The sequence below is a fragment of the Hyphomonas sp. genome (assembly GCF_017792385.1).
Taxonomy (GTDB): domain Bacteria; phylum Pseudomonadota; class Alphaproteobacteria; order Caulobacterales; family Hyphomonadaceae; genus Hyphomonas.
The window spans coordinates 361,386-384,478 of the sequence record NZ_CP051230.1 but is presented as its reverse complement, the minus strand read 5'-3'; the positions used below and the strand labels follow the sequence as shown (position 1 = coordinate 384,478).

General features: G+C 62.0%; 21 protein-coding genes. 18 read left to right on the top strand and 3 right to left on the bottom strand.

Translation table 11 applies throughout. From position 1 onward, the window contains the following. Positions 1-27: 27 nt before the first annotated feature. Both HF955_RS01865 and ispG read left to right on the top strand, forming a co-directional pair. Positions 28-966 carry a helix-turn-helix domain-containing protein gene (locus HF955_RS01865; RefSeq protein ID WP_291077375.1) on the top strand — a complete coding sequence of 313 codons (939 nt, stop codon included), beginning with the start codon at positions 28-30 and terminating at the stop codon, positions 964-966. A 65-nt stretch (positions 967-1,031) separates the two neighbouring features. Then, positions 1,032-2,168, top strand: coding sequence for a flavodoxin-dependent (E)-4-hydroxy-3-methylbut-2-enyl-diphosphate synthase (gene ispG / locus HF955_RS01860; protein ID WP_291077374.1), 1,137 nt, complete (start codon positions 1,032-1,034; stop codon positions 2,166-2,168). 9 nt (positions 2,169-2,177) lie between these two features. Here ispG and HF955_RS01855 read toward each other — a convergent pair whose 3' ends face one another. Further along, positions 2,178-3,011 carry a hypothetical protein gene (locus HF955_RS01855; RefSeq protein WP_291077372.1) on the bottom strand — a complete coding sequence of 278 codons (834 nt, stop codon included), beginning with the start codon at positions 3,009-3,011 and terminating at the stop codon, positions 2,178-2,180. A gap of 173 nt (positions 3,012-3,184) precedes the next feature. Here HF955_RS01855 and HF955_RS01850 point away from each other — a divergent pair, with 173 nt between their 5' ends. Next, a complete protein-coding gene (locus HF955_RS01850; RefSeq protein WP_291077370.1) occupies positions 3,185-3,616 on the top strand; it encodes a hypothetical protein in 432 nt (143 codons plus the stop codon). 30 nt (positions 3,617-3,646) lie between these two features. Further along, positions 3,647-4,258 carry a trimeric intracellular cation channel family protein gene (locus HF955_RS01845; RefSeq protein ID WP_291077368.1) on the top strand — a complete coding sequence of 204 codons (612 nt, stop codon included), beginning with the start codon at positions 3,647-3,649 and terminating at the stop codon, positions 4,256-4,258. On the opposite strand, the gene HF955_RS01840 is transcribed toward HF955_RS01845, so the two are convergent. Next, positions 4,227-5,435, bottom strand: a complete 1,209-nt coding sequence (locus HF955_RS01840) for an acyltransferase family protein (protein ID WP_291077367.1) — start codon at positions 5,433-5,435, stop codon at positions 4,227-4,229. The genes HF955_RS01845 and HF955_RS01840 overlap by 32 nt on opposite strands. 183 nt (positions 5,436-5,618) lie before the next feature. Between HF955_RS01840 and HF955_RS01835 the strand changes: the two genes are divergently transcribed. The 8 genes from HF955_RS01835 to HF955_RS01800 all read left to right on the top strand — a co-directional run bounded on the left by HF955_RS01835 (position 5,619) and on the right by HF955_RS01800 (position 16,019). Then, positions 5,619-6,473 carry a LytTR family DNA-binding domain-containing protein gene (locus HF955_RS01835; RefSeq protein WP_291077365.1) on the top strand — a complete coding sequence of 285 codons (855 nt, stop codon included), beginning with the start codon at positions 5,619-5,621 and terminating at the stop codon, positions 6,471-6,473. A 72-nt stretch (positions 6,474-6,545) separates the two neighbouring features. Further along, positions 6,546-7,850 (top strand): hypothetical protein, encoded by a 1,305-nt coding sequence (locus tag HF955_RS01830; protein ID WP_291077363.1) that lies wholly within the window; start codon positions 6,546-6,548, stop codon positions 7,848-7,850. A gap of 43 nt (positions 7,851-7,893) precedes the next feature. Further along, the gene (locus HF955_RS01825; RefSeq protein WP_027837328.1) at positions 7,894-8,322 is read left to right on the top strand and encodes an MAPEG family protein; all 429 of its coding nucleotides are present in this window, start codon (positions 7,894-7,896) and stop codon (positions 8,320-8,322) included. Between the two features lie 60 nt (positions 8,323-8,382). Next, positions 8,383-9,456, top strand: a complete 1,074-nt coding sequence (gene prfA, locus HF955_RS01820) for a peptide chain release factor 1 (RefSeq protein ID WP_291077361.1) — start codon at positions 8,383-8,385, stop codon at positions 9,454-9,456. Positions 9,457-9,466: 10 nt separating this feature from the next. Next, positions 9,467-10,318 carry a peptide chain release factor N(5)-glutamine methyltransferase gene (prmC, locus tag HF955_RS01815; protein WP_291077359.1) on the top strand — a complete coding sequence of 284 codons (852 nt, stop codon included), beginning with the start codon at positions 9,467-9,469 and terminating at the stop codon, positions 10,316-10,318. A 198-nt stretch (positions 10,319-10,516) separates the two neighbouring features. After that, positions 10,517-11,176 (top strand): DUF4167 domain-containing protein, encoded by a 660-nt coding sequence (locus tag HF955_RS01810; RefSeq protein WP_291077357.1) that lies wholly within the window; start codon positions 10,517-10,519, stop codon positions 11,174-11,176. Positions 11,177-11,375: 199 nt separating this feature from the next. Continuing rightward, positions 11,376-13,997, top strand: a complete 2,622-nt coding sequence (gene clpB / locus HF955_RS01805) for an ATP-dependent chaperone ClpB (RefSeq protein ID WP_291077355.1) — start codon at positions 11,376-11,378, stop codon at positions 13,995-13,997. A gap of 54 nt (positions 13,998-14,051) precedes the next feature. Continuing rightward, the gene (locus tag HF955_RS01800) at positions 14,052-16,019 is read left to right on the top strand and encodes an alpha/beta fold hydrolase (protein WP_291077353.1); all 1,968 of its coding nucleotides are present in this window, start codon (positions 14,052-14,054) and stop codon (positions 16,017-16,019) included. A 24-nt stretch (positions 16,020-16,043) separates the two neighbouring features. On the opposite strand, the gene HF955_RS01795 is transcribed toward HF955_RS01800, so the two are convergent. Further along, positions 16,044-17,423, bottom strand: a complete 1,380-nt coding sequence (locus HF955_RS01795) for a M23 family metallopeptidase (protein WP_027837332.1) — start codon at positions 17,421-17,423, stop codon at positions 16,044-16,046. Between the two features lie 179 nt (positions 17,424-17,602). On the opposite strand from HF955_RS01795, the gene HF955_RS01790 reads away from it, so the two are divergent. The 6 genes from HF955_RS01790 to HF955_RS01765 all read left to right on the top strand — a co-directional run bounded on the left by HF955_RS01790 (position 17,603) and on the right by HF955_RS01765 (position 23,056). Then, the gene (locus HF955_RS01790; RefSeq protein ID WP_291077350.1) at positions 17,603-20,941 is read left to right on the top strand and encodes a YdbH domain-containing protein; all 3,339 of its coding nucleotides are present in this window, start codon (positions 17,603-17,605) and stop codon (positions 20,939-20,941) included. Between the two features lie 75 nt (positions 20,942-21,016). Next, positions 21,017-21,208 carry a YnbE family lipoprotein gene (locus tag HF955_RS01785; RefSeq protein ID WP_027837334.1) on the top strand — a complete coding sequence of 64 codons (192 nt, stop codon included), beginning with the start codon at positions 21,017-21,019 and terminating at the stop codon, positions 21,206-21,208. A 26-nt stretch (positions 21,209-21,234) separates the two neighbouring features. Continuing rightward, positions 21,235-21,582, top strand: coding sequence for a YdbL family protein (locus HF955_RS01780; RefSeq protein ID WP_253065484.1), 348 nt, complete (start codon positions 21,235-21,237; stop codon positions 21,580-21,582). Positions 21,583-21,617: 35 nt separating this feature from the next. Beyond that, a complete protein-coding gene (locus HF955_RS01775) occupies positions 21,618-21,878 on the top strand; it encodes a hypothetical protein (RefSeq protein WP_027837336.1) in 261 nt (86 codons plus the stop codon). Positions 21,879-21,960: 82 nt separating this feature from the next. After that, positions 21,961-22,602 (top strand): histidine phosphotransferase family protein, encoded by a 642-nt coding sequence (locus HF955_RS01770; RefSeq protein ID WP_291077347.1) that lies wholly within the window; start codon positions 21,961-21,963, stop codon positions 22,600-22,602. 88 nt (positions 22,603-22,690) lie between these two features. Further along, positions 22,691-23,056: a response regulator gene (locus HF955_RS01765; RefSeq protein ID WP_291077346.1), complete on the top strand. Its 366-nt coding sequence runs from the start codon at positions 22,691-22,693 to the stop codon at positions 23,054-23,056. Positions 23,057-23,093: the final 37 nt, after the last annotated feature.

Below are 23,093 nucleotides of genomic sequence, written 5' to 3'. Positions count from 1 at the left end.
CTCACTGTATCAATGAGCTGGAAGAATATGGCACACGACGACCTGACACCTGAGCAAGACCGCGACGACATCCAGGACATGTCTGCGCCGGACGCCGGTGTGCAATCGCCAGATGCCGAACTGACGCCGCGCGAACGGGCCATGGAGATTTTCCGGACCCGCGCCTATGAGGGCGAAAGCCTGCGCATGGGCCAGGTCCTGCGCCGCGTGCGCGAGACGCTGGGGCTGGAGATCGCCGACGTGTCCCGTGACACGCTGATGCGCAAGGACTACCTCATGTGGATCGAGCGCATGGAAGTCGGCGAGTTGCCGCGTGGCGGCTATCTGTCCGCCATCCTGAACACATATGCCAAATATCTGAAGCTTCCCGAGAAGGATGTGATCCGCGTCTATAGTCAGGAGTGCGGCGCTGTCGAAGAAGTGCACAGTGATGCGCCGGTGCCGAAAATCGGCGACATCGCGCCGGAGCGTTCGCGCTGGCCGCTGGCGCTGGCCGCGGCCACTGTTCTGATCGCCCTGGGCGCTGGCGCTGTCGGCGTTTCGCAGATGGTGCGGCCAAGTGTTGAACTGGCGCCGCAGACCGGCGTTGTGGCCGTGAATGGCGCGCGCGACAGCCTGTTTGCGGAAGCCGACGCGGCCAGCCGTCCGGTACCGAAGAATTTGCCGCTGGAACTGGTGGCCGTGAAACAGGGCTGGCTGGAAGTACGCGGCGCCGATGGCACGATTTTCCGCAGCCGCGTCATGGCCGCTGGCGAGAGCTATTTTCCTCGGCTGCAGGCTGGCTGGACCGTTTCGGCGCGGGATGGCGGGGCGTTCGAATGGCGTGTTGGCGACATTACGGTAGGCCCGCTCGGCCCCGAAGGCGCGCCGGTCTTTTCTGCCAGCATTGATGACCAGATTGGCCGTGCGGCCGATGCGGCGACGCCGGCAATGGCTGCCAATGGCGGCAACAAGGCGACGCGATAGGCTTGTCATGACCGGCCACACCGGCCATGTGAGGCTGGACACCCACCGGACAGGACCCCGCGCCCATGTCGCATAATCCAATCCGTCCCTGGCGCAGCATCGAGCGCCGCAAATCGCGCCAGATCCGCGTCGGCAACGTGCTTGTGGGCGGAGACGCACCCATCGCCGTGCAGACCATGACGAACACGCCGACCGAGGATGCGGCCGCCACGATCGCGCAGATCGAACGTGCGGCAGAAGCGGGGGCTGATATTGTGCGTGTGTCCTGCCCGACCGAAGAGGCAACCGCCGCGATGCCGGAAATCTGCCGGGCCAGCCCGGTGCCGATCGTGGCCGATATCCATTTCCACTACAAACGGGGCATTGAGGCCGCTGATGCCGGCGCCGCCTGCCTGCGCATCAATCCCGGCAATATCGGGTCTGAAGCCCGGGTGAGGGAAGTGGTCGCGGCTGCGCGAGCGAATGGCTGTTCCATCCGGATCGGGGTGAATGGGGGGTCTCTGGAGCGCCACCTGCTGGAAAAATATGGCGAGCCGTGCCCGGATGCCATGGTCGAGAGCGCGCTGGACCATGCCCGCATTCTCGATGATCTCGGCTTTCACGAATACAAGATTTCGGTCAAGGCATCCGACATGTTCCTGACCGTTGCGGCCTATCAGCAACTGGCCGAGGCCACGGATGCGCCGCTGCATCTGGGCATCACCGAAGCGGGCGGCCTGCGCACCGGGACGGTGAAATCCTCTATCGGCATGGGCGCACTGCTCTGGGCCGGCATCGGAGACACGATCCGCGTGTCGCTGTCGGCCGATCCGGTCGAGGAGGTAAAGGTCGGTTTCGAAATGCTGAAATCGCTGGGTCTGCGTACGCGCGGGGTGAACATCATCGCCTGTCCCAGCTGCGCCCGCCAGGGATTTGACGTGATCAAGACGGTGGAACTGCTTGAACAGCGTCTGGCGCATATTTCCGAACCGATCAGCCTGTCGATCATCGGCTGTGTCGTGAACGGCCCGGGCGAAGCCGCGCTGACCGATCTGGGCTTTACCGGGGGCGGCAAGGAGAGCGGCAAGATGTTCGTGTCCGGCCGGCCGGACCACAATGTCTCCAATGCCGACATGGTCGAGCATATTGTCGGGCTGGTGGAGCAGAAGGCGGAGGCCATGCGCCGTGCGCGCGAGGCTGGTGAGACCGTCGCCGCTGAATAGGCCCCGGCTTCAGTCGTAGAAGCACTTTTCCGTCCCGTCGCCCTGATCATAACATCGTGGCTCGTTTGACGTTGGCGGGGTATAGGTCGGCTTCGGCACGGTGCCCTCATAGCCCGCATTGTAGCCGCGGTCCTGATCTGAATAGGTCCCATTGAAGGTCTGGGTGGTGCCGCCCGTATAGGGATTGCGCCCTGAATTCAGATAGGTCCATTCAGCGACCAGACCGCACTCATAGCTCGAAGATCCGAATTTGCGGCAAAGCTCGAATGCATCTGCGGTTCGCCGCATTTCAAAATTTTTGCGCCACCACTGGTAAAATTGATCGCCGCCTGCCTGACGTGCGGCGTCATAGCCAACCCATTTCGGGTCTGGCGCCGCTTGCTGAGGCGCGGCGGGTGCAGGTTCGGATGTGGTGCAGCCCAGAACCCCTTCAGCCCAGTCAAGCATGCCGTCATCAGGGAATGGCGCACTCATCGGAACACGCGGCTCAGAACTGGTCTTGCCTTTTCGGAAGGCATAGACGGCGTCCTGATAGTCCACCAATTGCTGAAAGCGCGTTCCGGACAGGTCATCCGGAAGACCGCAATTTCCTTTCGGATAGCTGCAACCATCGAGGACCCCGAGAAGGTTCACGTCCTCGTAGACCTGATAGGTCGCGCGCTTCCAGTATATGATTGCATAGGCCTTGGTCTTGTTGGGATCGCCCGGGATGGCGTTGATCGAATTGACCAGCGTGTTCACAAGCTCGCGGCCTTTCGGGCACGTCCCTTGCGCGTGCACCGGAAGCGACAGCGCCAGAAATACACCGATGCTGGCGAGCACGAATTTGGTGAGTGATTTCATGAGCCTATCCCCCTCTCGTCAAACAATAGGCCAGCCAAGCAACCATTCACAAGACGATCTCGCAAAATGATCAAAAGCTCTGACCCGGCCTGGTTCGTTGACTTGTATTCATCTTCGTTTCTCTAGTCATGAAGATACGCAGCCGATGGGGACGACAGGACATGCGCGGGATAATGAAGATAAGCGTACTGGCAGCCATGCTCGGTGCTGCGGGCTGTACGACGGCAGAGCTGGAAGCCATTTCGCAAGGGCTCGCCCAGGCAAGCCATGACTTGTCATATGCCCCCTATGGAACGGCGGGATATGGCAACGCCTCTCCGTATACGTCGGGGGTCACTCATTATGGCAGCTCGCAATGGGTCGGCTATAATGAATGCGTGAACACAGGCACCTTCTATCAGTGCGACTCAAACGGGGATGGCTATGTCGACATGTTCGGCAACACCGAGACGGGCGAGATGACGTCGTCTTCCCTGAAGGTGAATGGCCGGGGTGAGGGGTTCACCTGGAACACCGATTGCGGCTGCTGGGAACGTAACCGCGCTTATGACACAGCGCGCGCCGGCGATCACGATCACCACCGTCACCGGCATCACAGGGATTGATTTGATCCTGCCGGCGGTCTTAATCCGCGCATGAGTCCAGACCTGCTTTTCCTGTTCACCGACCGGATCGGTGTATTCGTGTTTGCCATTTCCGGCGGCATCGTGGCCGTTCGCAAGGAGATGGATTTGTTCGGCGTGATCGTGATGGCTTTCCTGCCGGCAATTGGCGGCGGCACGCTGCGCGACCTGATCCTGTCGCAACCGGTCTTCTGGCTGGAGGATACACAGACTTTGGGGTTTGCCATTGCCGGTGGGTTGGCGGCCTTTTTCTTTCATCGCTGGCTCGAGAATTTCCGGCCATTGCGCTGGGCAGACGCGATCGGCATGGCGCTGTTTGCCGTGACGGGCGCCGCCAAGGCGGCCGCGCTGGGGCATGGCTGGCCGGTTGTGCTGATCATGGGCACGATGACGGCCAGCGCCGGCGGCCTGCTTCGCGATGTGGTGGCGAACGAGAAGCCGCTCTTGCTGTTGAAATCCGAGATCTACGCCACAGCCGCATTGCTCGGATCGCTGGTCTATTTCCTGACCAGCCTGTGGACGGGAGATGAGTTCCTCGCCTTCGTGCTGGGTCTGGGCTCTGCTTTCGTGCTGCGGGCGCTGGGCATCGTGTTCAAACTGTCCCTGCCGCGTTCACCTTTCTAGGCAGCCGGGATGCGCCTGCGGGCTTCAGGCCGAACAGGGGCCTGAGACAGGCAACGCGGCGGATGACCAGTTCGTGGAGCAGGGCGCAGCCTGCGAACGTCCCGCCAATCACGAGCACTGCTTCACCCCCCGCCGGCAGGTTCTGGCGCGTCAGCCAGAAGCCGAGCATGATGGTGAGGGTCTGGTGCAGGATGTACCAGGGGAAGATGGCCTCGGTCAGATAGGTCAGCGCGCGGCTGGGTCGGTTGAGGAATCGCTGCGCCAGGGCCAGCAGGGTGACAATGGCAACCCAAGCATAGGTGAGGCGTGCAATCCGGGCAGGCCAGATGATCCCGTTCCAGTCGCCGGACACGCTGAGGGCTTCCCAATGTGCCCAGAGGATCGACAGACCGGTGCCGAGGAGGATCGCCGAAAGGATGGCTGCAGGCAGGGCCCGGCGGATGGCGGCCCAGAAATGCGGATCCTTTGCCAGCACAAACCCCAGCAACAGCATCGTCAGGCTGTGGGCATGATTGGCCCAGTCATGCGTCAGGTCGTGCGTTGTGGGGAAGTGCGGGTCCAGCGTCAGACGGAACAGCATGTGTGGAAGAACAGGCAGGACCAGAATGGCTGCGACGCCCCACCTGCCACTGAAAAGCATGCGGGTGGCCCGCGCGCCTGCGCCCTGCATGAAGCGGGCAATCCGTCCGGCAAAAGGCGCGATCAGCAGCGTGTAGACCAGCAGGTACACCACGTACCAGAGATGGTTCCAGGTGGGGGTCGTGATGGAAAAATCGGACCCGAAATCAATGTATTGGGGCCAGAAAGCCCAGAAACTGCCTGAGAATTCGCCGGACTCCACGAGTTGAAGCCAGCTTTGCGGCGCAACGATCACTGCCATGCCGAACAGGATGGGCAGGCCGAGGCGTACTGTGCGTTCCCGGGCAAGACGCCCTCCGCCCAGCTTGTCGGCGGCAAAGCGCAAGGCGACTCCGGAAATGAAGAAGAGCAGCGACAGGCGCCACGGGTTCAGCAACAGCATCATCCCTTCGGCGTCCGGACCGGCATGGACACTTTTCACATGCCAGTCCCACGTCACGTAGAACATGCCGGAATGATAGAGGATCAGCAGGCCGAAGGCGATGATCCGCAACCAGTCCAGATCGTAACGGCGCGGGAAGGCGGGGGCAGCGGGCATGGGGAACTCCTGTGGGTGTGATCACAGGCATGCCGGATTGGGGCGGCAAGGTCAGCGCGGCCGGGATGACGGGTGGTTGGCGGGGACACGTGGCGCCTGTGCGGGACGGATGGCGGCCATCAGGGATGAAATTCTGGAGATTTCTGTTCCGGCTTCTGCCCGGCCTGTGGCAGGAAACGCGGCATGGAGACTCGTTCTGCCCATCCCGAACTCGAAGCCGACCGCCGGGCCGACCGGAAGACCTGGCTCTATTTCGCCTGCTTCCTGTTTGCCTCGTTCGTTGTCGAATCCCTGTCTGATCAGCACTTGCTGACCCGGACCGGAGACCCGTATCCGAACCTGCCCTGGCTGAGCCAGGCCACATCGCACGGAATTATCCTGGCGCTGACGCCCTTCATCACTATCATGCTGAGCCGGTTTCCGCTGTCCGCCGGCCAATGGCGGGTCAATCTGCTGATCCATGCTGCCGCGACGGTGGCGTTCTCCGGGGTGCATATCCTGGCCATGGTGGCGCTGAGGAAGTTGCTGTCTCCGCTGATCTTCGGCTTTCCGTATGAATTCGGCCTCGCCGATGTGTCGGTCTGGCTCTACGAATACCGCAAGGACGTGCTGACCTATACGCTGATCGCAGCCCTGTTCTGGCTCAACCGGATGGTGGAGCAGCGGGACCTGGAAGCGCAGGGGGCGCGGCGGGATGCCCGGGACCTGCACCGGCTGACACTGAAATCGGGCGGGCGCAGCTATTTTGTCGATGCGGCGGACGTGATCTGGGCGCGGGCCGCAGGAAACTATGTGGAAGTCGTCACGCAGGGGCGCACCTATCTCGCCCGGATGACGCTCACCGAACTGGTGCGCTTGCTGGAAGCGGCGGGTGATCATCACCGGCGGGTCCATCGGTCCCATGTGGTGAACTTCCAGCATGTGCGCGAGATCGCTCCGACCGGCGAAGGCGATGTGGTCCTGCGGCTGGACACCGGAGACGAGGTGCCGGGGTCGCGCCGCTATCGGGACAGGTTCGACCCCGGGATCGCAGCGTGACCACTTTTCCGTGAGGCTCTGGCAGAGCGTGAAAATGGCGCTAGGGTGCGCCCGTCAGACAGGGAGGCCGTCATGGTCCAAACCGCGCGCGCCATTTTCTGGTTCCTGGCCCGCCTGCCATTGCTGATCGGCATTTTCGTCATGGCGCTGGTGATGAGCAGCTGCACGATGCTGGGTCTGAACTATGCGAGCCTCGAGACGCAGAACAAGCCCGCGCCGGAGCCCGAAATCGACGTCGCCGCCATGGCGGAAGATGATGGCCATCGCGCCGGCCTGATGCAGACATTCGAGCAGGTGCTCTACGGCCCGTGGCCGGATGGCCTGCCGGTCCGATGGGGCGAGGCGCGGCTGGTCGAGGCGGACCTGTTTGGCGGCAAGGGGCGCCTGGAAGAGATTCCGGTGACGATTGGTACCGGCGAGGGGGCCAGCCTGTTCCATCTGGTTGTGGCCACGCCCTCCGGCGCCGGCCCATTTCCCGTGATCATCAGTCAGACCTTCGCCAGCAATTGTGCCGCCTTTCCCGGTTTCCCGGTCACGTCGACCGACGATACGCCGTGCGAGGGCAGCGAGATGGAAGGCACGGTCGGCTTTGTCGCCACGCAGATTTTCGGCACCTATATTGCCCGGGTCCCGCTCGAACGGTTTCTCGATTCCGGCATCGCCTATGCCAGTTTCTACGGGTCCGATTTCGTGCCGGACCGGAGGGCGCAGGCTTCCGCCGTGATGGAAAACCTCGGAGGTCCGGTGGCGCCGACGAGCACGCTGATGGCATGGGCCTATGCCTATTCCGCTGCAATGCAGGCGCTGGAGGCCCGCCCGCAGGTGAATCCCGATGCCATGGTGTTGCTGGGCCATTCCCGGTTCGGAAAGGCCGCCTTACTGGCCGGCGTGTGGGATCGCAGGGTGGATGGCGTGATTGCGCATCAGGCGGGGTTCGCCGGGGCATCCCTGTCCCGCTCGCAGACCGGGGAAGGCCTGAAGCGGATGGGGACCTCCTATCCCCACTGGTTGGCCCCTGAAGCTCAAGACTGGTTTGACCGGCTTGATGCGCTTCCGGTCGACCAGCACCAATTGCTGGGCCTGCTGGCGCCGACACCCGTGTTGCTGGGAAATGGCCGCCGGGATGTGTGGTCTGATCCGAACTCGTCCTACCGGGCCGCCCTTGAAGCCTCGCGCGTTTATGTCGCCGCAGGCGCATCGGGCCTGCCGCCAGGCGGCATGGGGCAGGATTTTGATCCACAGGCCGGAATTGCCTGGTGGCTGCGTCCCGGCGGGCACAGCGTCGTGTCGGAGGATATCGACACCTTCATCGCCTTTGTCACGGCCCAGTTTGACACGCCCTTGCCAAAGCAAAGTGCTGTTCACGCAGCAGAATAGGGCATAAGGTCCGCCGAAAACAAAAAGCTGTGGGAGGCCAAACATGCCAATCAATGTGGAATTTCTCTATCCCGTCCTGGCGCTTGTCGTCTGGACGCTGATCCTCTGGCTGTGGATGTATGCGACGCGCATTCCCGCAATGCAGCGGGCGCAGATCAATCCGGATGATGCCCGGCATCCCGGCACCTATGGAGACAAGTTGCCCGCCAATGTCCGGTCGGTGGCGGACAATTACAATCACCTGCATGAACAACCGACGGTCTTCTATGCGTTGATGTTCTTCGCGGCACTGACAGGCGGCGGAGACCATTTCGCGACGCTGCTGGCCTGGATCTATGTCGGCCTGCGCGTTGTGCATTCCTTCGTCCAGATCCTGTCGCCGAAAGTGGTTTTCCGCTTCTCCGTCTTCGCGCTGGCATCGATCACCCTGATCATTCTGGCCGGCAAGGAAGTGCTGCGCGTCCTGACCTGAGGCGTTCCGGACAGCGGAGAGGGACTTATCAGGCGCGCAAAACCGCTCTAAAGGGCGGGCATGGCTACTCTTTCCCTTTCCCGGCTCCAGCAGGTTGTTGAACGTTTCGAGGAGGTCGAGGCCCGGATGGGCGCGACGACCGAGACCGACGAGATCATCGCCCTGTCCAAGGAGCATTCCGAACTGAAACCCGTCGTCGACAAGGCGCGGGAAGTGATGGCGGCGCGCAAGGGGCTGGAAGAGGCGCAGGCGCTGCTGTCATCCGGCGATTCCGAAATGGCCGAACTGGCCGAGATGGAAATCGAGGAGATCAAGGAACGGCTGCCGGACCTGGAGCAGGAAATGCAGGTGCTGCTGCTGCCCAAGGATGTAGATGATGCCGCCGATATCGTCCTGGAGGTGCGCGCTGGTACCGGCGGGGACGAGGCGGCCCTGTTCGCCGGGGATTTGTTCCGCATGTATTCGCGTTACGCGCAGACCATGGGCTGGAAGGTCGAGATCGTTGATGCCTCCATGGGAGACGCCGGCGGCTACAAGGAAATCGTGGCGAACGTGTCCGGCGACGGCGTGTTCGGCCACATGAAGTGGGAAAGCGGCGTGCACCGCGTGCAGCGTGTGCCGGCAACGGAAACGCAGGGCCGTATTCATACATCAGCCGCGACGGTGGCCGTGCTGCCGGCACCGGAGAATGTTGAAATCGATGTCAAGCCGGAAGACATCCGTATCGATACGATGCGGTCGTCCGGCGCAGGCGGGCAGCACGTCAATACGACAGACTCGGCCGTGCGGATCACGCATTTGGCCACTGGCATCGTCGTGACAAGTTCGGAAAAATCCCAGCATGTGAACCGCGAAAATGCGATGGAACAGCTGAAAATCCGCCTGTACGAGAAAGAACGCTCTGAACGCGATGCCGAGCGGGCCGAGGCCCGTGCCAGCCAGATCGGGTCTGGTGACCGAAGCCAGAAGGTCCGCACCTACAACTATCCGGAGAACCGCGTGACGGATCACAGGATCGGCCTGACGCTGTATTCGCTGGACAAGATCATCACCGGCGACAAGCTGAACGATGTGATCGAAGCGCTGATCACGGAAGACCGCGCGCGCAAGCTGGCCGCGATGGAGGCAAACTGATCTGCCGGACATGACGTTTGACCAGTTGATGGCTGAAGGGGCCGCGGCCCTCGAGGAGGCCGGCATCGTGAATGCCCGGCTTGAAAGCCGCTGGCTGCTGGCGCATGTGACAGGACATCAGTCCTCGGAGCTTATCAGTCGCGGTCAGGACAATGTGCCGGAAGAGGCCGTGGGGGCGTTCCGCAACCGGGTTTCCCGCCGGGCAGGCAGGGAGCCGATTCAGCACATTCTCGGCACGACTGAATTCTACGGACTCGAGTTCCTGACCGATGCGCGGGCCCTGATACCGCGTCCGGACAGCGAGATCGTTGTCGAGGCTGCCCTGGGGCAGCTGGCGCCCAACGAACCTGCGCGGATCGCGGATCTCGGCGCAGGCAGTGGGTGCCTGCTGGCTGCCATTCTTGCCAATCGTCCGCTGGCGTCGGGAACTGGCGTTGAAGCGAGCGCGGAGGCCGCAAGCCTGGCGCGGGAAAACCTGCTCCGTCTGGGTCTGTCCGCACGGGCGGACGTGCATGAAGGCCGGTGGTCTGACTGGCAGGGCTGGTCGGATGTGGACCTGATCATTTCCAATCCCCCCTATATTCCAAGCGGCGATCTGGCGGGCCTGATGCCGGAAGTCCGGGATCATGATCCCGCTGCGGCGCTGGATGGCGGCCCGGATGGCCTGGTGGCCTATCGGGAGATTGTCCGCATCGGGGCAGCGGCCATGAAACCGGGCGCGTGGCTGGTCTTCGAAATCGGTCATGATCAGGCCGAGGCCGTCATTGCCCTGTTGGACGCGGCGGGATTTCAGTCGGTATCGCTGTTCCGGGATCTGGGCGGAAATGATCGCGCCATCATCGCAAAACGCCCGGTTGTGTAATACTTACATTTCTTCTTGGCGGAATCACAAAGTCACGCTAGAAGATTCCTGTGAGACGGCGACAACACTTGGTGTCATTGCATGTCCCCCTCACGAGAACTCGCGCAAATCAAGGGCTGGGGCCACTTTAATCCAGAAGGCCAATTGCGCTGGGAACTGCCTGCAAACTGCGCAGGCGCATGATACGGGATGAACTTCATGAAACGCTCACGCGGGCGCAATCGTCGCTCAGGCGGTAACAATCAGAACAGCCACAACAATCCGAACCGTCACTATGAAAGCGTCGGTCCGGATGTGAAAATCCGTGGCTCTGCCCAACAGGTGCTGGACAAGTACCTGCAGTATGCCCGCGATGCGCAGACCAGTGGCGATCGCATCCTGTCGGAAGCCTATTACCAGTTCGCAGAACACTATCAGCGCATTGTTGCAAAACAGCAGGAAGCGAAAGAGCGCGCCCAGCAGCAGCGCCAGCAGAATCGCGACAATCGGCGCGATGATCGCGACGACAGCGACTCACAGGACAAGGAGTCCGGCACCCGTCAGGAAGCGGAAGTCGAATCCCGCTCCGGCAGCCGGAACAATAACGAGTCGCCGGAAGACACGGGCTCGAAGGACACCAAATCCGACAGCGATGACGGTCGTAGCGAGACGTCAGCCTCCGATGAAGATGCCGAGAAGGCCGACAAGCCGAAATCCCGCAGCCGCCGGAAGCCCTATGCCAAGCGCGAAAAAGCGGATGATTCCGACACCGAGACCGATGGAGTTCTGAAAACGGTGTCACGCGGACGCCGCAAATCATCGCCGAAGGATGATGACGGCGCCCAGTCCGAAGAGGCTCCTGCGGAAGCCACGGACTGACCCTTACCGGATACCGGACCTGAAACGCCCGTCTGCTTCCCGTGCAGGCGGGCTTTTTCATGGGCGGCGCGGGGCGCAATTCCAGCGCTTGCATGAGGAGGGGGGACTACCCACATCAGGGAAGAACCGGATACCGGCTGCCGCTGAGCGGGGCCATCATCCACCGACTTCAATGATCTGCCTTTCAAAGGGGATATAGATGAATATTGAGCAATATACTGAACGCGCCCGGGCCATTATCCAGGGTGCACAGACAGCCGCTCTGGCCAATGGGCATCAGGTTCTGACGCCAGCACACATTCTGAAAACCATGCTGGAAGATCGCGACCAGCTGGCCGTGAACCTGATCCGCGCAAGCGGAGGCCGGCCGGAACTTGTCGCACAGGGCGTCGATGCCGTATTGGCCAAGCAGCCCAAGGTCCAGGGCTCGAATGCCGGATTGCGGCTCGAGCAGGCCGGGGCCCAATTGTTCCAATCCGCCGAAGCCGAGGCCAAGCAGGCCGGGGACAGTTTCGTGACAGTGGAGCGGTTGCTGCTTGCCCTGTCTCGCCTGAAGAATGATCCGGCCTCTGAAGTGCTGTCGAATGCCGGGGTAACGCCGTCGGCGCTTGACGGGGCGATTGCGCAATTGCGCCAGGGCCGCACGGCGGACAGCGAGAACGCGGAAGAAGGGTATGAAGCCCTCAAGAAATATGCGCGGGACCTGACGAAGGATGCGCGCGAAGGCAAGCTGGACCCGGTGATCGGGCGTGACGAGGAAATTCGCCGCGCGATACAGGTTCTGTCCCGTCGGTCCAAGAACAATCCCGTGCTTATTGGTGAGCCCGGCGTCGGCAAGACGGCGATCGCGGAAGGCCTTGCGCTGCGCATCGTGAATGGAGACGTGCCGGAGAGCCTGAAGGGCAAGCGCCTGCTGGCGCTCGATATGGGCGCGCTGATTGCCGGTGCGAAGTTTCGCGGTGAATTCGAGGAACGCCTGAAAGCCGTGCTGAATGAAGTTCAGCAGGCGGAGGGCGGTGTCGTGCTGTTCATTGACGAGATGCACACGCTGGTCGGAGCCGGCAAGTCCGATGGTGCGATGGATGCTTCCAACCTGTTGAAGCCCGCCCTGGCGCGCGGCGAGCTGCACTGTATCGGTGCCACCACGCTGGATGAATACCGCAAATATGTCGAAGGCGACGCCGCCCTCGCGCGCCGGTTCATGGCGGTCTATGTCAATGAGCCGACCGTTGAAGATACGATCTCCATCCTCCGGGGACTGAAGGGCCGCTACGAGGCCCATCACGGCGTTCGCGTGTCGGATGCGGCCATCGTTTCGGCAGCCAGCCTGTCGAACCGCTACATCACCGACCGTTTCCTGCCGGACAAGGCCATCGACCTGATGGACGAGGCTGCCTCGCGCCTGCGCATGCAGGTGGACTCGAAGCCGGAGGAGCTGGACGAGATCGACCGGCGCCTGTTGCAGCTGAAGATCGAGGCCGAAGCGCTCAAGAAGGAAAAGGATGCCGCGTCAAAAGACCGTCTCCAGACGCTGGAGGGCGAGATCGCGGACCTGCAGACGAAATCCGATGAACTGACCACGGCCTGGTCTGCCGAGAAGAATAAGCTGAAAGGCGCAGCCTCTGCCAAGGAGCAGCTCGACCGGGCCTACGCCGACATGGCCGAAGCGCAGCGCCAGGGTGACCTTGGCCGGGCATCGGAGCTGAAATTCTCGACCATTCCCCAGCTTGAAAAGCAGATTGCGGAAGTTGAAGGCAGCGAAGAGGATCAGGGCGAAGGTGGCCTTGTTTCAGAAGTCGTCCGTCCCGAGCATATCGCGGCGGTTGTCTCCAAATGGACCGGAATCCCGGTCGACAAGATGATGGAAGGCGAGCGCGAGAAGCTGCTGAAGATGGAAGAGGAGCTGCGCAAACGGGTCGTCGGCCAGGATGCGGCGCTGGAGGCGGTGTCCAACGCCGTCCGCCGTGCACGCGCCGGCTTGCAGGATCCGAACCGTCCGATCGGGTCCTTCCTGTTCGTCGGCCCCACCGGCGTCGGCAAGACCGAACTGACCAAGGCGCTGGCCGAGTTCATGTTTGATGACGACACGGCGATCCTGCGGCTCGACATGTCCGAATTCTCCGAAAAGCATTCGGTGGCCCGCCTGATCGGTGCGCCTCCGGGCTATGTCGGCTATGATGAAGGCGGTGTGCTGACGGAATCCGTACGTCGCCGCCCCTATCAGGTCATCCTGTTCGATGAGGTCGAGAAGGCCCACCCGGACCTGTTCAACACCTTGTTGCAGGTTCTGGATGATGGTCGGCTGACTGACGGGCAGGGCCGGACGGTCGATTTCAAGAACACGATCATCATCATGACGTCGAACCTCGGCGCGGACGCGCTGGCGAGCGGCGAGGAAGGCGATGTGTCGGAGGCGGCCAAGGAAGCCGTGATGGGCGCCATCCGGATGCATTTCCGCCCGGAATTCATCAACCGGATCGACGAGATTGTCTTCTTCAAGCGGTTGGGCCGCGGCGAGATCGACCATATTGTGGACATCCAGATGGAGCGCCTTGAGGGCCTGCTGAAGGATCGCAAGATGACGCTGCAATTGAGCCTCGATGCCCGCAACTGGCTGGCCGCGCGCGGCTATGACCCCGTCTATGGGGCACGTCCCCTGAAACGGGTGATCCAGAAGGAACTTCAGGACCCGCTGGCCCGTCTCCTGCTGGAAGGGCGCATCCATGATGGCGAGACCATCGAGATCGGCGTCGAGGATGACCAATTGTCGATCAATGGCGTACCGAACGGGTTTGCCAAAGGGGCCGCAGCCCTGAACTAGGGGTTGATCGCTCCGGCAATTCATGGTGGCCTCGCTGGTAACAGGGAGGCCATCTTGCATTTCATTTTCCGGACCTTGGCTGCAATCGCGGTCACACTTTCGGCTTGGCTGAATTCAGCGTCGGCAGACCCCAACGCCATCGCGGAACTCTATGGCCGCGCAGACGGGATTGCCTCGCCTCAGCTGTCGCCCACCGGCACGCGTCTGGCCATCGAATGCGCCCCGAATGGTTTGCCGTCCCTCTGCGTGTTTGATCTGACCGGCGCCACCGAGTCCGCCTTGCTCGGGCTGGATTCCACCTATCGTCTGAAGGATTTTTTCTGGACGAGTGATGAACGGCTGATCTTCCGCTTCGGGGTGTTCGAGCGTCTGCAGACGCAAAGCGGCATGCGGGAATTCGAAGTCTGGCGCGCGGTCTCCTATGATGTGAAGTCCGGCAAGTCGACCATGCTGATGAATGACATGCGCGGCATGGTGGATACATCGGACGTGGTTTCGCTTCTGACGCAGGATCCCGAAAAGGTACTGACCCTTGGCTGGGTCTATGATGGCGGCGCGACGTCCGGCACCATCATGCCGACCCAGGCTACCGGAGGCTGGCTGCCGCGTACCTTCGCGGTCAATTTGAAAACCGGCAAGTCCCGCAAGGTCGAGACGTTTCCCAAACATACAGCTCAAGTTGTTTTCGATCAGGCGGGACGGGAAGTCGCGCGGCACCGGCGCGATACCAATCTGGGCACCTCCACGGTCTATCGGGGGCGTACGGAAATTCATTCCGAAAGCGATGTCGACGTCCGGAATCTCAGCCTGATCGCGCTGGAAGAAAGTGTCGGAGACCTGATCGTCTGGATCGAACGCGGCGAGAATCGCGGCCTCAACTACATGTCCCTCCGGGATGGTGCCATTTCACCGGTGATGATTGGGGACAAGCGCGCAGGGGCTGCGGCCACCATCATCGATCCCTATACGGGCACGCTGGTCGGTGTGGAGTATGGCGGGGAATGGGACGAGCAGGTTTTCCTCATTCCCGAACTCGGACAGGCGAAGGAAGCGATTGAAGCTGCCATGCCGGGCAAGCATCTGACCATTTCATCCTGGACCGCAGACCGGAACAAGATTGCCATCGCCCTGGCGGAACCGGGGCGGCCCGCAGATTACTTTGTCTATGATGCCGCTGCCGGCACGATGGGCAGCATTGGCAGCGCCGGGTCCCATCTCGTCAATCGACCGGTCGGCAATGTCATTTCAATTTCGTATGAAGCGCGCGACGGGCTGACCATTCCTGGCTTTGTGACGCTGCCGCCCGGCAAGACGCTGGATGATGGCCCGTTCCCTCTGATCGTTTTGCCGCATGGTGGCCCCGCCGCGCATGATACGGCGGCGTTTGACTGGTGGTCTGGGGCCTATGCTGAAGCCGGTTACGCCGTGCTGCGGCCCAATTTCCGTGGCTCGACGGGATCGACGTCGGCGCATCATTTTGCCGGCTATGGCGAGTATGGCGGCAAGATGGTCGATGACGTGATCGACGGAGCCGCCTGGGCCGTCGCGCAGGGCATTGCCAGGCCGGACGGCTATTGCATTGCCGGGGGCAGCTATGGCGGATATTCCGCGCTGATGGTGGCGGCCCGCGATGCGGCGCAAGTGAAATGTGCGATCTCTGTCAATGGTGTAACTGATCCGATCCTGCGCCTTGCAGAATTCACACCAGACAGCGATACGTATAATGACTATGAGGCGCTGCTGGGGGCAGGCCGGTTCTCGGACGAGGCCAGCCGTGTGGCCATCATGCCGGTCCGCCAGGTTGCGGCAATGACTGCGCCGGTCCTGTTGATGCATGGCCGGGAAGATACACGCGTGCCATTCCAGCAATTCACGCGAATGCGTGAGGCCGCAGGAAATCGCCCGAACTTCACCTTTGTCGAACTGGATGGCGAAGACCATTTCCTGCAGTCGACCTATGCGCGGTCAGACGTGCTCAAACAGACGCTGGCCTTCCTCAAGGCGCACCACCCGGCGGACTGATGCCCGTTCAGAGGCGTCCTGATGTTATGGTGATGGCGGGTTCGAGAGTGGCGTAGCGGCGACCAGCTGCGCACCCTGCTGGGTACGGATGGCGTCGATCTCGGCCTTGCGGATCTCGAATTCGGCCAGCATGTCGGGGGTCTCGGCCAGCTTGCGCCCCGTGGGCAGTTTCAGCGTCATCGCATTCACCGGCTTGCCCTTGATATAGACCTCATAATGGAGGTGGGGTCCGGTCGAGGCGCCCGTCGAGCCGACATAGCCGATCACATCGCCTTGGCGGACGCGCTTGCCGGCGCGCACGCCCGGGCCGTAGCGGGACATGTGGGCATAGGCCGTCTTGTAGTCATTGGCATGCTTGATGCGGACATAGTGGCCATAGCCGCCATAGCGGCTGGCGCGCTCGATCGTACCGTTGCCTGCCGCATAGATCGGCGTGCCGGTGGGCGCTGCGAAATCGGTGCCCTTGTGCAGGCGCGTATAGCCCGAAATGGGATGGCGGCGGTTCCCGAAAGACGAGGAAAGCCGGGCCCCATTGATTGGCGTCTTCATCAGGAATTTTGTGGCGCTTTCGCCTTTTTCGTCAAAATAGTCGGCAACGCCGTCATCGCTGGGCGTGAACCGGTAAAAGCCGCGGGTCAGGGCCTTTCCGTTCAGTTTGGCGAAGACAAGTTCGCCATTCTTCACGGGCGTGCCGCGCTCGTCGACCATGGTCTCATAGACCATTTCGAAGGAATCCCCGGGGTGGATTTCGCGTTGGAAATCGACGTCATAGGCAAAGGCGCTGGCAAAGTCGACGACCTGCTGATCGCCGGCGCCCAGCTTGCGGGCGGCATCATAGATCGACGTCTCGATCGGCGCGGCGACGCGATGATAGGTCGGGCTGAGCCGGGCCTTCAATTCGCTGGCGGTCCAGCCACCTTCGGCGGAGCGCGTGATGAACAGGTTGCGCTCTGCATCGGCGCTGATGTTCAGGGCGGTCAGCTGGCCTTCAGTAATGAAGGCCTCTGCCTTGACGCCCGGACGCAGCCGACGCGGGTCCAGATATTCCTTTTCGTATATCGTGTGCAGTGCGGCCGCGGCGTCGGCAGGCTCTGCGCCAAGTCGTGTGACGAGTTCCGTGAGGGTTTCCCGGCGTTTCAGCGTGTCGCTGATCCGTTCAGGCGCGGCCAGGCCGGGTTCAAATTCGGTCGCCGAGACCAGCGTTGCGGCCAGCGGCGGCGGGGCCGGGGAGGCATGCGCTGCGCCCATGCCGCCGGACTCGCTTGACGGGCCGACAGTTACGAGACCCAGAATTGCGGAAGCAGATCCGAGCAGGCCCAGAACGACCAGACTCTTCACTCCATGCGACACCGATCGGTGAGATTCGGCGGCGCCCGTTTCGACTGTCTTCACGTCATGACTCATGCCGTGTTCTCCCTCACTCCCAGTGCCACCCAGCACCTTTGTCTCTCAGGACTGTGAATGTCAGAAGGACCTTTTATGCCGTTTAGACGTTAAGAAACGACATTTTGCTCATTTTGGCCTTCTTGCTTCTCTACAAATCCTAGTAGCCATCCAAAGCAAGAAGCAAGCCGGAAGCATCAGTGAATACGCCACATTACAAAGATTTAGAGGTCGAAGGCTCGAAACCGGGCAAACGCCGCCTGAATTGGGGGCGATGGCTGGTGTTAGCCCTGCTGGTCCTGTTGCTTCTGTTTGCGGCGTTGGGCTGGCTGGGCCGGAAATACATTGCCCGCCAGGCGTTGGCACAGTGGTGCCATGACAACGCCCTCGTCTGTGAGGCGAATTTCGAGCGGCTGGGCCCCGGCGGCGCAGTGATTTCCGGGGTGCGCGTCATGGCCGGCGAGGCAACGCCGTTTTCCGCAGACGAGGTGGTGGCCGATCTGGCATGGAAAGGCTGGACGCCATCGCTGTCAGGCGTGACGGTTACCGGACCGGAATTGCGGGGCACGCTGGACGAGCGCGGCATTCGCTTTCACGGCCTTGAATCCGTTGGCGGGTCCGGCGAAGGCGGTGGCGGGGCGCTGCCGCCAGTGAAGATTGCGGACGGACGCGTGATCCTTGTCACAAGCGCGGGGGAGATTGGCGCGTCCATCGACCTTGAGGGAGAGTTTCCCCGGTCCGGCGAGCTGCAGCTGGTGCTCGACCCGGTTTCGCTGTCCGGACCGGAAGGCACACTGATCTGGTCCGAAGGACGAGTGGAACTCGTCAGCCGTGACGGGCAGTTGGAGGGGGAGGCCTTTCTTGATCTGTCGGAAGCGGATGTGCGCGGCGCTCGCGCACGGGATGTTCAGCTGACCCTGTTGCTGGAGGCACCGCTTTCAGGGGAGGGCGACACCCAGATCGTTTGGGATGCCGACCTGTCTGAAGGGGCGTGGGGCGGCTATGCGCTGTCGCAGGCCAGCGGAGCCGGGCGTGCCGTTCTGGACCGGTTGCCGTCCGCCGACGCAAATGCCGTCCTGGATGCCATTCGTCAGGCGTCGGCCGAAGCACGCGTATCCAAATTGTCGGGCAGTTCGATTGCCGCGCGGGACGTGGATTTCGAAGTGCACCTGGACGGAGCGTCCGGAGACGTGGTCGGGCCGGTGCTGCTGTCGGCTGCAGAAGTGCAGATCGCACAGGGGCGCGCCAGCACGGTCGATTTGTCGGCCACCCTGTCAAGGACACCTGCTGCCGGCCTGAAGGTGGAGGGCCGACTGCGAGCCGCCGAAGCAGGGCTCGGCGCCGCCACGCTGGATGATCTGGTGGCGCGACTCAGCCTGCCGGACCTGTTCGCAGCTCATGAGGCCAGCCTCGCCGCTGCGTTGCGCCGCGCGCTGGTCAAATTCAACGCGGAGCTGCCGCTGACGGTTACGCAGGAGGCGGGCCAATGGTCGATCCTGTCGGCCGGTCCGGTGGAGCTGAATGCCGCGTCGGCCCTGGTGGTCGATATTGCACCGCCACCATCCGGGCACTGGCTGGTCTGGGCGGAGGCGGAGCGGTCCATTCGGGGCGCTGTGTCGGCGCGCGGCGGCGGTCTGCCGGCCATGGCAGCCACGCTCGATCTGTCCATGGGGCAGGCTGGCCTGTCGCATCTGAAGGCCAATGACATCTCTCTCGCGCCCTGGGCTGCGGGGGGACGGGTGTTTTCGGCAAACCTGGAGACGCTCGACTATGCGCGGACCGAGGATGGCGGGATCGACCTGACCGCGTCGGGACGTCTCGGCGTTGCGGGCAATATTGCCGGTCTGGACCTGTCGGACTCGACCGTGTCAGGCGATCTCATCCTGGCATCCGCGAAGGATGGCCTTCAGGTGTCCACACCGGGGCAGTCCTGCCTCATCCTGGACAGTGAAGGGGTCGGTTTCGGCGGTGTGTCCTTCGGGGCCTTCCGTGCCCCGATCTGTCCGGAGACCCGGCATTTCCTGACTCCCGGGAAGGCAGGTCTGTCCGGCAGTGCGCGCCTTGGCGACCTCACCATGCCTGTGGCGTTTTCCTCCAGCACCGGGAGCATTGCATTCCGCAATGCTGTTATGGACTGGGCCGGAGGTGATACGGTCAGCCTGTCCGCAGTGGCGGATGCAATCACCTTGTCGCTCGAGCTGGAAGACAGCACGCTGGGCATTGAAGGCGCACAGCTGCGGCTTGGGATGGCGACCCGCCGGAATGCGTCCCCGATCATTTCAGCCCGGCTGGGAGACACCCGCTTCAGCGGTTCCCTGATCCCCGCCCGGGTCAGCTCCAGTGACTTCCGCTTCGACGCCACGCTGCCGAAAAGCGGGATCGATGGCAGCCTCAGCGCCGACGGGGTGGTGATCCGGGACTTGCGGGAGGATCCCCTTTACCAGCCCATGACCGCAGACCTGACAGCGACCCTTCAGGGAAGCCAGCTGGAAATGGTGGGCCCGTTGCGGCTTGTCTCCAACGGAATCACCGTGGCGGATACGCTGCTGAAACTGGATGTGAGCAATCTGAACGGGATGGCGGCGATCGAGAGCCGTGACCTGGAATTCCAGCCGGGGGGGCTGCAGCCCTGGCGTCTGTCTGACAGGTTGCGCGGCGTGTTCACCGATGCGCGCGGCCATTTGCTGGCATCGGCCCGGTTCGACATCGCCTCAGGAAGCCTGGATGGGACCGGCGAGGTTTCGGTGTCGGAGTTCGGCTTCCAGACCACACGGCTTGGCCGGGTTCAGGGCGTCAACGGCACGGTGACCTTCAGCGACCTGATGTCCCTGACCACTGCGCCGGGCCAGGTCATATCCGTGGCCAGCCTCAATCCGGGCGTACCGCTGGAAAACGGACAGGTGGTATTCCATCTGGTCGACGGATCCGAGTTCCGGGTCGACAGTGCATCCTTCCCGTTCGCCGGTGGCGAACTGGCCTTGCCAGCCTTCACATGGACGCTTGGTGCTGAGACCCAGCGGGTGGAGGTTACCGCCGAGGGCATCGAACTCGCGCGGCTGGTGGAAATCCTCAAACTGCCGAATACACAGGCCACCGGCACGGTGTCCGGCCGGTTTCCCATCGATGTCGACGGCACGCAGGTCATGGTGCGCGACGCTCGCCTGAAGGCAGATGCGCAGGGCGGGCATCTATCCTATGCGGGATCAACAGGCGACTCTGCGGCCGCGGCGGATGACAATGTGCGCATGGCGTTCGAGGCCCTGAAGGATTTCGACTTCACCGTGCTGGAACTGGGACTGGATGGGAATGTACGAGACCGCATGACCATCTCGCTTATCCTGGAGGGCAAGAGCCGCCGGGGCATCTCCTATGGCAAGGGCGACCAATTGGTGACCGGCCAGCCCTTCCTGTTCGATATCACCGTCAATTCGGCGTTGGCGGAACTGCTGCGCAACACACAGTATTATACCAGTCAGAAGGGGCTGACCGACGCCGTGGTGGAGCAGGTGAAAGCCAAGCGGCTGGAGGAAACTGAATAGGGGACAACGGCCAACTTCATTGACGTTAAGGTGGTCTGTGTCATGGTCCCCCCGAACCCTGAGGAGCGAATCCTGATGAATTATGCAAAAGTCCTGCTGGCCGGCGCAGGCGTTGCGGCGCTCGTCGCCTGCACGCCGACGGTCCGCATCGAACCGTCCGACAAGCCGATCAAGATCGACCTGAACGTCAACATCACCCAGGAAGTCCGCGTGATCCTCGACAAGGAAGTCGAGGACCTGATCGCCGACAACCCCGATCTGTTCTAGACATGGCGAATACCGGAGACGAAACGATGAAATCCCTTCGCACCCTTTTCGCAGCCATCGCACTGGCATTCGGTCTGGCAACGCTGGCACCGGCAGCCTGGGCCGGCGACCCGGTCATTGATGCAGCCATTGAAGCCGGCCAGGTCGGCGAGCGCATCGACGGACGCCTCGGCGTGGTTGGATCAGCTGACCCCGCTCTGATTCGACGGGTTCAGGAAATCAACAACAAGCGCGCGGCAAAATATGCCGAAGTCGCGGCCGAGACCGGCACGACTGTCGCTGAAGTGGCGCGCATCACCGGTGAGAAACAGATCGCCAAGCTCCGCCCCGGCCAGTACTACATGGATGCCAGCGGCTCCTGGAAACAGAAATAGCTTGTTTCCGGGCCCACTCGGCGTAGGTCATGCCCATGTCGCGTAAACTGATCCTGTGGATTGTTGCCAGCTTTGTTGTTCTGGGCGCCATGCTGTGGGGCATTTCCCGTCTCTGGGAGAGCAATGCAGATGGACTGTCAGGGCATGGCTGGATGGCCTATGTGCTCGGCGGAGTGCTGACGCTCGGCCTGTCGATCGGCCTGTTCCTGCTGACATTCCATAGCGCCCGCCATGGCTATGACGACATTGAACGCCCGGAAGACACGACCGAGCGGAATGTGGAATATCGCCAATAGTTCATACAGCATTGATTGACACGCCGGGCGGCTCACACAATCCTGCGCGAAATCCGAATTCCAGCACGGGGCTGACCTATTCATGATCGATCCAGCACGCCTGTCCGCGTATATCGCTTCGCGCATCTGCCATGATCTGGTCTCGCCGGTGTCATCGGTTACCAATGCGCTGGACCTGATGAATGATCCCGGCGACGTGGAGATGAAGGCCCAGGCCGAGGCGCTGCTGCATGACGGCGCGGAAAAGGCCGGCGCGCGGATCCAGTTCCTGCGCTATGCCTTCGGCTCCATCGGCCTGAATGCCGGGGCAGCAGACATCCATGAAGCGCGCAAGATCACCGAGAATTTTGTCGCCAGTCACCGCCCCAGCATAGAATTCGATATCCAGACCGATCATCTGAGCTTCTCGCATGTGCGGATGATGATGAATCTGGTGATGATGGGCATTGATTGCCTACCACGCGGCGGTGTGATCCATGTGCGCATCCGGAACGAGCCGGTCGGGCTGACGATTGCGCTGACCTGCAAGGGCAATCGCGCCCGGTTGCGGCCGGATATCGGCAATGGCATCAAGGGTATCGAGCCCGAGGATGGCTGGCGGCCAGAGAATATCCAGCCCCTGTTCGCCAAGATCATCTGCGACGGGCTGGGTGGGGAACTGACCGCCAGTGAAGGCGATGAGAGCGTCATCATCATGGCCGCCGGCATTCGCGCCGAAGGCTGACCACCGGCCGGATATTTACACTTTGGCAGGACTTTCTTAACCGGGGTCCGCCAGATTCCGATCTGATTTGCTGCGCACGGGACACGTGATGAAAACCTGTCTGATCGTTGACGATTCCAGAGTGGTCCGCAAGGTTGCGGCCCGGATCGTGCGCGACCTGAAATTCGAGGTTCTGGAAGCCGGGGACGGCGCTGATGCGATGCGCCAGTGCCGCCAGCAAATGCCGGATGCGATCCTGCTGGACTGGAACATGCCCATCATGAATGGCCTGGATTTCCTGCGCGCCCTGCGGAGGGAGGAGAATGGCAAACATCCGCTGGTCGTGTTCTGCTCCATTGAAAATGACGCCGAACACATCAATGAAGCATTGAGCTCAGGCGCGGACGAATTCATCATGAAGCCGTTCGATGCCGATATTCTGGAAAGCAAATTTGCAGAAGTCGGGCTGGTCTGAAGCATTTCTTAATAAAAGGTGCCCTAACCGTAAACTT

What these genes read in the sequence shown, in the direction of transcription:
- HF955_RS01865 (WP_291077375.1), top strand. Translation starts at nt 28, where the DNA reads ATGGCACACGACGACCTGACACCTGAGCAAGACCGCGACGACATCCAG.
- ispG (WP_291077374.1), top strand. Translation starts at nt 1,032, where the DNA reads ATGTCGCATAATCCAATCCGTCCCTGGCGCAGCATCGAGCGCCGCAAA.
- HF955_RS01855 (WP_291077372.1), bottom strand. Translation starts at nt 3,011, where the DNA reads ATGAAATCACTCACCAAATTCGTGCTCGCCAGCATCGGTGTATTTCTG.
- HF955_RS01850 (WP_291077370.1), top strand. Translation starts at nt 3,185, where the DNA reads ATGAAGATAAGCGTACTGGCAGCCATGCTCGGTGCTGCGGGCTGTACG.
- HF955_RS01845 (WP_291077368.1), top strand. Translation starts at nt 3,647, where the DNA reads ATGAGTCCAGACCTGCTTTTCCTGTTCACCGACCGGATCGGTGTATTC.
- HF955_RS01840 (WP_291077367.1), bottom strand. Translation starts at nt 5,435, where the DNA reads ATGCCCGCTGCCCCCGCCTTCCCGCGCCGTTACGATCTGGACTGGTTG.
- HF955_RS01835 (WP_291077365.1), top strand. Translation starts at nt 5,619, where the DNA reads ATGGAGACTCGTTCTGCCCATCCCGAACTCGAAGCCGACCGCCGGGCC.
- HF955_RS01830 (WP_291077363.1), top strand. Translation starts at nt 6,546, where the DNA reads ATGGTCCAAACCGCGCGCGCCATTTTCTGGTTCCTGGCCCGCCTGCCA.
- HF955_RS01825 (WP_027837328.1), top strand. Translation starts at nt 7,894, where the DNA reads ATGCCAATCAATGTGGAATTTCTCTATCCCGTCCTGGCGCTTGTCGTC.
- prfA (WP_291077361.1), top strand. Translation starts at nt 8,383, where the DNA reads ATGGCTACTCTTTCCCTTTCCCGGCTCCAGCAGGTTGTTGAACGTTTC.
- prmC (WP_291077359.1), top strand. Translation starts at nt 9,467, where the DNA reads ATGACGTTTGACCAGTTGATGGCTGAAGGGGCCGCGGCCCTCGAGGAG.
- HF955_RS01810 (WP_291077357.1), top strand. Translation starts at nt 10,517, where the DNA reads ATGAAACGCTCACGCGGGCGCAATCGTCGCTCAGGCGGTAACAATCAG.
- clpB (WP_291077355.1), top strand. Translation starts at nt 11,376, where the DNA reads ATGAATATTGAGCAATATACTGAACGCGCCCGGGCCATTATCCAGGGT.
- HF955_RS01795 (WP_027837332.1), bottom strand. Translation starts at nt 17,423, where the DNA reads ATGAGTCATGACGTGAAGACAGTCGAAACGGGCGCCGCCGAATCTCAC.
- HF955_RS01785 (WP_027837334.1), top strand. Translation starts at nt 21,017, where the DNA reads ATGAATTATGCAAAAGTCCTGCTGGCCGGCGCAGGCGTTGCGGCGCTC.
- HF955_RS01780 (WP_253065484.1), top strand. Translation starts at nt 21,235, where the DNA reads ATGAAATCCCTTCGCACCCTTTTCGCAGCCATCGCACTGGCATTCGGT.
- HF955_RS01775 (WP_027837336.1), top strand. Translation starts at nt 21,618, where the DNA reads ATGTCGCGTAAACTGATCCTGTGGATTGTTGCCAGCTTTGTTGTTCTG.
- HF955_RS01770 (WP_291077347.1), top strand. Translation starts at nt 21,961, where the DNA reads ATGATCGATCCAGCACGCCTGTCCGCGTATATCGCTTCGCGCATCTGC.
- HF955_RS01765 (WP_291077346.1), top strand. Translation starts at nt 22,691, where the DNA reads ATGAAAACCTGTCTGATCGTTGACGATTCCAGAGTGGTCCGCAAGGTT.